The 10966-nt window shown below is 40.3% G+C and carries 10 protein-coding genes; 2 read left to right on the top strand and 8 right to left on the bottom strand.

Annotation, left to right across the window (positions count from 1 at the left end):
- Nucleotides 1-1329, bottom strand: a complete 1329-nt coding sequence (gene rlmD, locus IEZ33_RS04565; RefSeq protein WP_191602526.1) for a 23S rRNA (uracil(1939)-C(5))-methyltransferase RlmD — start codon at nucleotides 1327-1329, stop codon at nucleotides 1-3.
- A gap of 89 nt (nucleotides 1330-1418) precedes the next feature.
- Nucleotides 1419-2312 (bottom strand): cysteine synthase CysM, encoded by an 894-nt coding sequence (cysM, locus tag IEZ33_RS04560; protein ID WP_191602525.1) that lies wholly within the window; start codon nucleotides 2310-2312, stop codon nucleotides 1419-1421.
- 138 nt (nucleotides 2313-2450) lie between these two features.
- Between cysM and IEZ33_RS04555 the strand changes: the two genes are divergently transcribed.
- Together IEZ33_RS04555 and IEZ33_RS04550 are read left to right on the top strand one after the other, a co-directional pair.
- Nucleotides 2451-2678, top strand: coding sequence for a hypothetical protein (locus IEZ33_RS04555; protein WP_191602524.1), 228 nt, complete (start codon nucleotides 2451-2453; stop codon nucleotides 2676-2678).
- A gap of 14 nt (nucleotides 2679-2692) precedes the next feature.
- A complete protein-coding gene (locus IEZ33_RS04550) occupies nucleotides 2693-5452 on the top strand; it encodes a response regulator (RefSeq protein ID WP_191602523.1) in 2760 nt (919 codons plus the stop codon).
- Here IEZ33_RS04550 and acpS read toward each other — a convergent pair.
- The 6 genes from acpS to lepA form a co-directional block, all read right to left on the bottom strand.
- A complete protein-coding gene (gene acpS, locus IEZ33_RS04545) occupies nucleotides 5433-5816 on the bottom strand; it encodes a holo-ACP synthase (RefSeq protein WP_191602522.1) in 384 nt (127 codons plus the stop codon). The two genes, IEZ33_RS04550 and acpS, sit on opposite strands and share 20 nt — an antisense overlap.
- Nucleotides 5813-6562 carry a DNA repair protein RecO gene (recO, locus tag IEZ33_RS04540; protein WP_191602521.1) on the bottom strand — a complete coding sequence of 250 codons (750 nt, stop codon included), beginning with the start codon at nucleotides 6560-6562 and terminating at the stop codon, nucleotides 5813-5815. Before recO ends, acpS begins: the two co-directional genes overlap by 4 nt.
- A 5-nt stretch (nucleotides 6563-6567) precedes the next feature.
- The gene (gene era, locus IEZ33_RS04535) at nucleotides 6568-7455 is read right to left on the bottom strand and encodes a GTPase Era (RefSeq protein ID WP_191603539.1); all 888 of its coding nucleotides are present in this window, start codon (nucleotides 7453-7455) and stop codon (nucleotides 6568-6570) included.
- Between the two features lie 79 nt (nucleotides 7456-7534).
- On the bottom strand, nucleotides 7535-8221 hold the full coding sequence (gene rnc, locus IEZ33_RS04530) for a ribonuclease III (RefSeq protein ID WP_191602520.1): 687 nt from the start codon (nucleotides 8219-8221) through the stop codon (nucleotides 7535-7537).
- Between the two features lie 15 nt (nucleotides 8222-8236).
- Nucleotides 8237-9061: a signal peptidase I gene (lepB, locus tag IEZ33_RS04525; protein WP_191602519.1), complete on the bottom strand. Its 825-nt coding sequence runs from the start codon at nucleotides 9059-9061 to the stop codon at nucleotides 8237-8239.
- Nucleotides 9062-9123: 62 nt separating this feature from the next.
- Entirely contained in the window at nucleotides 9124-10926 is a 1803-nt protein-coding gene (gene lepA, locus IEZ33_RS04520; protein WP_191602518.1) for a translation elongation factor 4, read from the bottom strand.
- Between the last annotated feature and the right edge of the window lie 40 nt (nucleotides 10927-10966).

Raw genomic sequence — 10966 nt, 5'->3', positions numbered from 1 at the left:
TTACCTTTTTTGCTTACTGCTCTTTTGCAACAGCATCATGGTCTCAACATGGGCCGTTTGAGGAAACATTTCCATCAAAGAGACCTTCTCCACTTGATATCCATTTGCCACTAAAAATTCTGCATCTCTGGCTAACGTGGAAGCGTTGCAAGAAACATACAAAATTTTATCGGGTTTTAAGTTTATTATATTTGGTAAAAACTCAAACGCTCCGGCTCTCGGTGGATCTAAAAATACTTTCGTAATTCCCTTAGGGATATCTGCAGCGGATTCTGCTTTAGTTAAGTCTGCTGCAATAAAACTCACATTATCTAATCTATTTAAATGTTGGTTACGTTGTGCGTTTTCAACCATACTTGGCAAAAGTTCTATACCGACAACGGCTTTTGCCTTTCTTGCCAAGGCAAAACTAAAATTACCGGTACCACAAAATAGGTCAAGCACAACATCTTGAGCAGAAAGATCTAACCAAGACACGGCTTGGGAAACCATCTTTTGATTCATTTCAGCATTCACTTGAATGAAGTCCTGAGGATGAAACTCAATAACAGTACTTGCAACAGTATAGCGCCTCAGTTCTTCAACATTAAGTACCGCTTTACTTTCAGCGGGTTCTTGCCAGTATAAAGATAAATTATAGTCATCTGCAAAAGCGTGCCAACGATCTTTTATCATGGGGTCTAACTTTGACGTGAGCCGAATAATAACACTGACGCCAACATCGTCTTCCAAAAGCTCTATATGGCCAATTTTTACGACCTCTTCAGAAGATTTAATAAAGCGATTTAAAGGAACAATTAATGATTCTAATGAAAATGTTAAAACAGGGCATTGTTTTATATCAACAATACTGGAAGACGATTTTTCTCTAAACCCTAATTCGATAGACGCCCCTTTCACTCGAAGTGACAGCCTAGCACGTCGGCGATAACCAAACTCAGATCCTTGTAAAGCCGTCAGGCTATATGTTGGAGGAATGTTTCTTAGCTGACTATTTAACCACGTTTTTTTTGACTCAATTTGTGACGGGTAAGATAAGTGCTGAAAGCGGCAACCACCACATTTGTCATAATGAGAGCACGTTGGCACCACTCTATCTATTGCAGGTTCTAATATTGAAATCAATTTCGCTTCATCGAAACGCCTTCCGGGTTTAATTACTTGAGCAGATACCCGCTCATTAGGAAGTGCCCCATCAATAAAAACCACTTTACCGTTCACACGCGCCACCCCTTTTGCCTCATGAGTTAATCCATCGACAAAATAATCTGTGATTGCACCGGGTGCTATTTTTTTAGGTGCTTGACGGCGGCTTTGCTTGTGTTTCAAATGGCTCTCTCTGATCTCAAATAAAATTAAACGTGCATTTTAGCCTATCTAAAGTAAGACACATAGAGAACCCTGCAGAACATAGTAAATTACGCCTGAAAAACACCTGTAGATAGGTATCTGTCTCCTCTATCGCAAATAATGACAACAATGGTGGCATTATTAACTGTTTTAGACAATTTTAATGCGGCGGCAACGGAGCCCCCTGAAGAAACCCCGCAAAAAATACCCTCTTCTTTAGCCAAAAGACGCATCGTCACTTCAGCATCAGTTTGAGACACATCCATAACGGTATCTACTCTAGATGCATCAAAGATTGTTGGCATATACTCTTTTGGCCAGCGACGAATGCCAGGAATACTCGATCCATCTTCAGGCTGTAAACCAACAATTTCAATATTTGGGTTTTGCTCTTTTAAGAAATGTGAAACCCCCATAATAGTACCAGTGGTTCCCATTGAACTAACAAAATGAGTCACCTCACCGTTTGTTTGCTGCCAAATTTCAGGCCCCGTTGACATATAATGCGCATTTGGATTGTCTTGATTAGCAAACTGATTCAACACTCGTCCAACACCTTCTGATTGCATTTTAAGAGCCCGATCCCGAGCCCCCTCCATACCCTCTTCTTTCGATACCAGATGCAAAATAGCCCCATAAGCTGACATAGCAGACTTACGCTCTTGACTCATATTATCGGGCATAATCAAATGCATTTTATAGCCTTTAATGGCTGCGGCCATGGCCAAAGCGATTCCTGTGTTACCACTTGTGGCTTCAATCAAACTATCTCCCGGAGAGATATCCCCTCTAAGTTCAGCTTGTAAAATCATGTTTAAGGCCGGTCTATCTTTCACTGATCCCGCAGGATTTTGCCCCTCTAGTTTCAATAAAATAGTATTCGTATTGTTCTCATTAAGTCGTTGTAAGCGGACTAACGGAGTAGTACCAATTAAGGATTCGATGGTAGGATATTGATTCATAATAACTTCATTGACAATTTTGGATAATGGATTGAAACTAAGTATAGTTGCGACCTTATATTAGAATGCACTTCTGTTAATTAATACAATACAAATCTGTTATAAACTTAGTCAGAAAATTAAATAAAGAGAATGCTTATGAAACGTATAATCAAACCCAGCATTATAGCCCTTACACTTGTAGGACTAACAGGATGCGATATGTTTAGCAGCCCCTCCGCGGAAATTCCTGATAGAGAACTCAGAACCAAATGGAAAGACTGCAAAGCAAACCCTAATCCATCTCGCACAAAAGCTCTAGCCTGCGATAACTATGAAAGAGAGTGTGATAGAAGAAAAAGTAAAGGCAACCTAGTGTGCTATTAGACTGATTAAGGCTAATGAAACTTTTCCAGATAAGTCGGTTATCACATCAGACTCGAGCTTTCGCCACGGCCTTTATTCCGGTAATTATTGCATCGATCCTCTTTGCATCTATCTATATAAAACAAAGACTCGATGATATAGACAACTTGTTAGAAGCTCAAATAGAGCATATCAGCGCCTCTTTTGCCACTACCAGTGAATACTCGATCGTTTTTTTAGATAAAGACACCTTGTCCAGACTCATGAAAACCGTTCTTGAGAATCCTATAACAACATCAATTCAAGTATATGATACAAAAAAAAGAATTATTGCCGAACTAGGAAACAAAACGTCATCCGATACTTTTTCGTCATTTCCTATAAACAAGGAACTCAGAGAAGAACAAGACTATCTCATCATTGTAGAGCCCATTTTCTCAGAAAGTATTGAAGTCTTATCATCCACAGACAATAAGCCCGATTTTATTACCCCAAAAGAGCAGAGCCAAATTTCTGGCTGGGTTAAAATTAAAGCCTCAAAATCAAAAAACGACTTAAAAAAACAACAACTTATTGCCTTTTTATTTATTTCATTACTGCTCTTTAATTTATGTTATGCAATCATACTCTTGAAACTCATCAAACAATTTTTGCAGCCTTTTTATAGGGTTGAACATGCGATTAAACAACTTGCAGCAGGCCGCTTTTCTCAAATCAATACGCAAGATTTCCCACCGCCTTTCCGAACAATCAAACACAACCTAGGCAATATCACAGAAAAACTGCAAAATTACCGAGAAGAAATACAACAAAGTATTGAACAGGCAACAGAAGACATCCGACGGAATATGGACAGTATTGAAGAGAAAAGTGCTCAGCTTCATATTGCCAATAAAGAAGTTACCGAATCAAACCGACTAAAATCACAATTTCTGGCCAACATCAGTCATGAAGTGAGAACCCCCTTAAACGCCATTCTTGGCTATACCAAAATGCTTCAAAAAGATACGCTTGATAATCAGCAACGCACCTACGTCAATACAATAGAGCAGTCCACCAATAACTTATTAGCCATCATTGGTGATATCCTCGATTTTTCAAAAATTGAGGCCGGTAAGCTCAACTTAGAACAAACTGATGTTAATATTCGAGAATTAGTTGATGATGTTTTTCAAATATTAAGCGCAAACTTACTCATTGGGAGTAAACAAATCGCACTGATACCCGATATTGATGATAACGTTCCTGAGTGGATGATAGGAGACCCCATTCGTATTCGTCAAATTTTAACCAATCTAATCGGTAATGCCATAAAGTTCACTGAAAACGGCTTTGTTCAAGCAAAAATCACTCTGTCGTCTTTTGAGAAAAATAAAATCACACTTGTTTGCCAAGTTATTGATAGCGGCATAGGAATATCAGAAAAAACACTAAACAAACTCTTTAAACCATTTTCTCAAGCCGACACCAGTACAACCCGCCAATTTGGTGGCACAGGTCTAGGACTGGTTATCACCAAAAAGCTTGTTGAACAAATGAATGGCAGAATTGACGTCAACAGCGAGCTTGGAAGCGGTTCAAACTTTCGGTTTTCAATTAACCTACGACCCTCTCAAAAAGAAGAAGAGCCATTACATCCTTTAGAAAAGCGCGTTATTTTATTTGAACCAATTGATACCTATAGACAATACTTAGAAAACGCATTAAAAGAAATGGGAACAGAGTGCATTTACGGCTCATCAATCGAACATATTTTAACTCGATTAAAATCCCCCTTGGCGCAAGAAACAATTGATGCCGTTTTACTAAGCACAGACCAAGCAGCAAATGAGTTATCTGATACCTATGAACTTACGTATTTTATTAAAAATACCTATGGCATTCCTTGCATTCTTATGACTCAACCGCCGAGTAAAATTTTACAATTTCCAGAACTTCAAAACTTAGCAAACGATATTCTCCTAAAGCCAATTAGTTACAAACGGCTGCATCAAGCACTGAATCAACTGTCGAATTCTGAGCGCTCACTAGAGCCAACTAATATTCGCTCATTTGATGGGTTTAAAATTCTTGCTGTTGATGATAATTCGACAAACCTGCAGTTAGTCGAACATTGGCTAAAACCGAACGGATTAGAAATTAGTTTAGCTTACAGCGGATTGCAGGCTCTAGAAATGTCGGCAAATGAACAGTTTGACCTTATATTGATGGACATTCAAATGCCTGGGTTAGATGGTATGGAAACGACCAGACAACTAAGGCAAAAAGAAGAATATAAAACCACACCCATCATTGCTCTTACAGCACATGCTCTCCAATCTGAGAAACATCAGATAATGGAAGCCGGGATGAACGCTTACCTTACCAAGCCTGTAAGTGAAGACATTTTATTAGATACGATTTATAACTGGTGCACAGGTAATCAAAAAGAAGAATTACCAAACAACTTTCATCAAATTTTTGATTTAGAGCTTTCGCTTTCAATCGTCAATAATAAAGTCGACATTGCTAAAGAAATGTTAACCATGTTAATTGACTCACTTGAATCTGAAAGCAAATTAATCACTCATCACTTTCAGGAACAAGATCTCGATAAATTAATCCACGTTGTTCATCGCATCCATGGCGCCTCGAAATATTGTGGTACACCCGAACTGACCAAACACGCTAATTACCTTGAAACACATTTAAAGGAGCTAGGGTTAGATGAGGTTGAGGACGTTCTGAATGACTTTAAGAACGCTATTGGTAATTTACTCGATGCCAGAATCTATATTAAATGGCCTCAACAATGACAAATGCTTGAGCATAATGCTGCTCATCAGTCAGACTTAAATGCCATGTTGCGCCTGCAGGCAAACGAGCACTAACCACTTCGTCAACCTTCAATGTAGGCTGACCATTATCTAAATTCATAATTTCAAAATGCTGAAAACTCACACCACGGCCAATCCCAGTGCCGATGGCTTTAGAAGCCGCCTCTTTAGCCGCAAATCGCTTTGCTACATAAGCACAAGCCTTATTCTTATTCTTGATTTCTTGGTAACGATGAAGTTCATTTTCAGTCAATATCCGCTGCAAAAAACGCCCCCCTATTTTGTCAATTGATTCCTTGATACGCTCAATTTCAACCAAATCAGCCCCAATACCAATAATCATACAGTTACCTTATTTATTGTAAATTTTGGCACGCCAAAAAGCCGATCACCACGATAAGGCTTATTCGGTAAGAGCCTTCGAGCTTCGAGCTTTTTTCCACTTAAAAGATAATCCAACCACTTACGATGCAATTCTTTTGACATAAGCAGCACATCTTTATTAGACCACGCACCAGACATATACTGTATTGCCACTTCGCCTTCAACAAACATGACTGGCAATTGTTTTGGCTTGTCACCTAAAAAGGGGCGCAGGCCAAATTTAAAATCGAATCTGTATAATTGCGTCGGTACTAACGCTTCTCCGGACCCCGTATACGCCATATCGATAGGCATTCCCAACTCCTGAAACAACCCGACTTCAAACCGTCTCAACAGAGGCGCAATAGGTGCCATATTCTCAATACTTTGCAACAACCATTCGTACAAAACAAACAAATCAGCAACAGGAATAGAACTGGTAATTAATCGAGACAGGAGCTCATGAACATAAAGACTGGCGTATAAATGAATGCCTTCAATACGGACTGGCTTATGCAACGGCTCGATCAAAGCGATGGTTTTTAGATCAGTCCGTCCTTTAAGTTCGATATCATAACGAACAAAGGGACTCGGTATGACTCGAGTCCCTTTTTTGGGTAAGCGATATACGCCTCGCAGTAACCCCAATTCAAGAGAGAAGAGATCAAGCATCACTTTACTCTCTTGGAATGGACGAGTATGAATCACATACGCGGTTACTCGCATAAAAATTACTGCTCTTGATAACCCAAGCTTGCTAATGCTCGTTCATCATCTGACCAGCCAGAACGCACTTTAATCCACAGATTTAACATCACTTTTGCCTGGAACATGCTTTCCATATCAATACGAGCCTCTTTACCAATAAGCTTAATCTTCTCGCCTCGGTCGCCAATGATGATGCGTTTTTGGCCATTACGCTCGACTAAAATTAATGCACTGATATGCAGAGTTTCTCCTTCGAATGCAAACTCTTCAATTTGTACAGCCACTTCATATGGAACTTCTTGACCTAATTGACGCGTAATTTTCTCTCGTACAATTTCAGAAGCCAAAAAGCGAGAACTTCTGTCGGTAATCTGATCTTCCGGATAGAACTGACCGCCTTCAGGCATCAAGCTTTCAGTAAGACGCTCAAGGCGCTCTAGGTTCTTCCCTTTCAGGGCTGAAATTGGAACAATTTGAGCAAAATTCATCATGTCTGAGTAACGAGCTAACTTAGGCAACAGAGTGTCTTTATCTTCCAGTTTGTCCACTTTATTCACCACCAAGAAAACAGGACAGCGAACGTGCTTAACCTTTTCAAGCACAGCCTGATCTTCTTCAGCCCATCTCTCAGCGTCAATCAAAAACAACACCGCATCAACATCAACCATGGCATCAGACGCTGTTTTATTCATAAAACGGTTCATGGCTTTAGTAGAACCTAAATGCAAACCCGGCGTATCTACGTAAATAGTTTGCACATGACCTTCTGTTTTAACGCCTAATATCTGCTGACGTGTCGTTTGCGGCTTACGAGACGTGATACTCAGCTTCTGCCCCAAAATATGGTTCATCAATGTAGACTTTCCAACGTTTGGCCTACCTACGATAGCGACGTAACCACAATGAGTGATCTCAGATGACGCATCAGATCTTAGCTCGGCGAGTGACGCCTCAAGATCAAAACCTTCAGCAGGGTTGTCCGAATTAGAATCATTCACTCTTACTTTGCTCCAAAATAGTTAGGGCTTTAGTGGCCGCCTTCTGCTCAGCAATACGACGACTATTTCCTTTCCCCTCAATCGCTTCAGGGAGGATTTCAATCGTACAATGAACAAAAAAAGTTTGATCGTGCGGCTCACCAACGATTTGCACCACTTCGTATTGTGGCAAAGCATACCGCCTTGCTTGAAGATACTCTTGCAGTCGTGTTTTCGCATCTTTAGTGACAATTTTTAACGAGGTTGCATCTAAACGGTCTTTATACCATTTTAAAATATGCTCACGACAAACATCCATACCCGCATCGAGGTACATGCCCCCAATAATGCCTTCTACGGCATCGGCTAAAATTGAATCCCGTCTAAAACCACCACTTTTCAACTCCCCCGCACCAAGCTTCAGGTAATCACCCAATTTAAATTCTCTGGCGAGCTCAGCTAATGTGTCACCTTTCACCAATGACGCTCTTAACCGGCTAAGCTCTCCCTCTTTCGCCTTGGGAAATCGATGAAATAAATCTTCGGCAATCACATAATTCAAAATTGAATCACCAAGAAACTCAAGACGCTCATTATTCTTACCACCATAACTACGGTGCGTCAGCGCTAATTCAAGTAAGCCTAAGTCTGCAAAAAAATACCCAATTTTACGACAAAGCTTTAAATACAAATCACTCAAAACAATTCCAAACCTTTATTCAATCAAACCATTATTTTTAAAATTAGGTAGACTGAAGAAATCATTCCAGTGCAACCAGACGTAAAAAGCACGACCTTTTAAATTTTCTTCAGGCACAAAACCCCAAACACGACTGTCAGAGCTATTATCACGATTATCGCCCATAACAAAATAATGCCCAGCAGGCACTACCCAGTCACCAACTAGAGGGTTATTTCGATAGCTTTTATAAAGCTCATGATTAACACCGCCTACCGTCTCCTCGTGAAGACTAACCGGTTCTTTACTCGGGTTTAAAGACGTATTTAACTCCGCCAGTAACGACTCGTCAACTTGCTTTCCATTAATCATCAAACGCTTATTATGATAACTGACCACATCACCAGGAAGACCAATCAAACGTTTAATATAGTTTAAATTTGGCTGAAGAGGGTATTTAAACACCACCACATCACCACGTGCAGGCGATGTCGTTGGAATCAGTTCTGTATTTAAAACGGGTAAGCGAACACCGTAATCGAATTTATTCACTAGAATAAAATCACCGATTTCTAATGTTGGTAGCATGGACCCGGAAGGAATCTGAAAGGGCTCAACAACAAAGGATCTCAAACCAAAAATAACGGCAATAATGACAAAGTATGATTTCACCTCTACGACCCACTTAGGTGTATCGCCAAAACCATCTTTCACCGCTTTTGGCATAGCAGAGCAAGCCTCTGGAGACAGGTCGTCTAACATTTGTTTACGCTTTGGTAAAAAAACAACTCTATCGTATACCCATACTGCGCCTGTAACAAATAAACCAATGGCGAGAATTAGTTCAAAATCAAAATTCATTGTATCTCCAAATGGCGGCTTTAACGAAGCCGCCAAGGGGTTAAAAGATTAACGTTAACGCCTTAACTGTCTACTTTTAAGATCGCAAGGAACGCAGACTGAGGCACTTCAACATTACCCACTTGTTTCATGCGTTTTTTACCTTCTTTTTGCTTTTGCAATAATTTCTTCTTACGACTTACGTCACCACCATAGCATTTTGCAATAACATTTTTACGCAACGCTTTTACTGTAGTTCGTGCAATCACTTTCGCGCCCATTGCCGCTTGAATAGCAACATCAAACATTTGGCGAGGAATAACCTCTTTCATTTTCTCGCATAAGATACGGCCTTTATAAAGCACATTATCTTTATGCATAATCAAAGCCAAAGCATCAACCCGCTCACCATTAATTAAAATATCTAAACGAACCAAAGGAGCGGCTTCGAAACGACTAAAACTGTAGTCTAAAGAAGCAAAACCACGACTACAGGACTTCAATTTGTCAAAGAAATCCAATACCACTTCATTCATTGGCAACTCGTAGCGTATAGCGACTTGATTACCAATAAATTGCATATCTTGCTGGATACCACGTTTTTCAACACATAGGGTAATTACATTACCTAAGTATTCTTGAGGAACCAAAATATTTGCAACGACTAACGGCTCACGCATTTCTCTGATTCGACCAGGGTCAGGCATCTTCGATGGGCTATCAACGTTGATCACTGAACCATCCATCAATTCAACTTCATATACCACAGTTGGTGCTGTGGTAATCAAATCCATGTCATACTCACGCTCTAAACGCTCTTGAATAATTTCCATATGCAGCATGCCTAAAAAGCCGCAACGAAAACCAAATCCCAAGGCATCCGAACTCTCAGGTTCAAAAAACAAGGAAGCATCATTAAGTGTCAACTTACTTAATGCATCACGAAAATCTTCATAGTCATCGGAGCTTACAGGGAACAAACCAGCATAAACCTGAGGCTTAACTTTTTTAAAGCCTTCTAGCTGATCAACATCTTTTGTCGACAAGTGCGTTATCGTATCACCTACTGGAGCACCATGGATGTCTTTAATACCCGCCACAACATAACCAACTTCACCAGCACGTAGAACACCTGTCTCTTTTCGTTTTGGCGTAAAAATACCCACCATATCGACAGGGTGAGTTTGCTTTGTGGACTTAATAAAAATCTTGTCTTTCTTACTTAACGTCCCTTGCATAATACGTACAAGAGAGACGACACCCAGATAATTATCAAACCAAGAATCAATAATTAACGCTTGCAACGGTCCATTCACATCACCTTCTGGTGGTGGAATTTCTTTTACCAAGCGTTCTAAAACATCCTCAACGCCAAGGCCTGTTTTCGCCGAACAAGTAACAGCACCGTCGGCTTCAATACCTATGATGTCTTCAATTTCTTTTGAGACACGCTCTGGTTCAGCTTGAGGCAAATCAATTTTATTCAATACCGGCATTACCTGCAGACCCTGCTCTAAGGCCGTGTAGCAGTTAGCCACCGATTGGGCTTCAACACCTTGAGCGGCATCCACAACCAACAGTGCGCCTTCACAAGCCGCCAGTGAGCGTGACACTTCATAAGAGAAATCCACATGCCCAGGCGTATCGATAAAGTTCAGAAGGTACTTTTCTCCATCTTTGGCCGTGTAGTTCAAGGTTACGCTCTGAGCCTTAATGGTAATACCACGCTCACGCTCAATGTCCATTGAGTCAAGCACTTGATTATTCATTTCACGTGCTGTTAGGCCTTCACAACTTTGAATAAATCGATCCGCTAGTGTCGATTTACCATGGTCAATGTGCGCTATGATTGAGAAATTGCGTATGTGTTTGAGATCGTTAGACATTTTACTCTCTTAATAGGCATTTTTAGCAAAACATGTACTC

The sequence above is a fragment of the Marinomonas algicola genome, from assembly GCF_014805825.1.
GTDB classification, from domain to species: domain Bacteria; phylum Pseudomonadota; class Gammaproteobacteria; order Pseudomonadales; family Marinomonadaceae; genus Marinomonas; species Marinomonas algicola.
The sequence above is the reverse complement of the archived record's forward strand: the minus strand, read 5'-3'. Positions and strand labels throughout refer to the sequence as shown.

Excerpts from the sequence above, each read along its gene's own strand:
- acpS (WP_191602522.1), bottom strand. The coding sequence starts at position 5,816 with ATGATTATTGGTATTGGGGCTGATTTGGTTGAAATTGAGCGTATCAAG.
- lepA (WP_191602518.1), bottom strand. The coding sequence starts at position 10,926 with ATGTCTAACGATCTCAAACACATACGCAATTTCTCAATCATAGCGCAC.
- cysM (WP_191602525.1), bottom strand. The coding sequence starts at position 2,312 with ATGAATCAATATCCTACCATCGAATCCTTAATTGGTACTACTCCGTTA.
- lepB (WP_191602519.1), bottom strand. The coding sequence starts at position 9,061 with ATGAATTTTGATTTTGAACTAATTCTCGCCATTGGTTTATTTGTTACA.
- recO (WP_191602521.1), bottom strand. The coding sequence starts at position 6,562 with ATGCGAGTAACCGCGTATGTGATTCATACTCGTCCATTCCAAGAGAGT.
- IEZ33_RS04550 (WP_191602523.1), top strand. The coding sequence starts at position 2,693 with ATGAAACTTTTCCAGATAAGTCGGTTATCACATCAGACTCGAGCTTTC.
- IEZ33_RS04555 (WP_191602524.1), top strand. The coding sequence starts at position 2,451 with ATGAAACGTATAATCAAACCCAGCATTATAGCCCTTACACTTGTAGGA.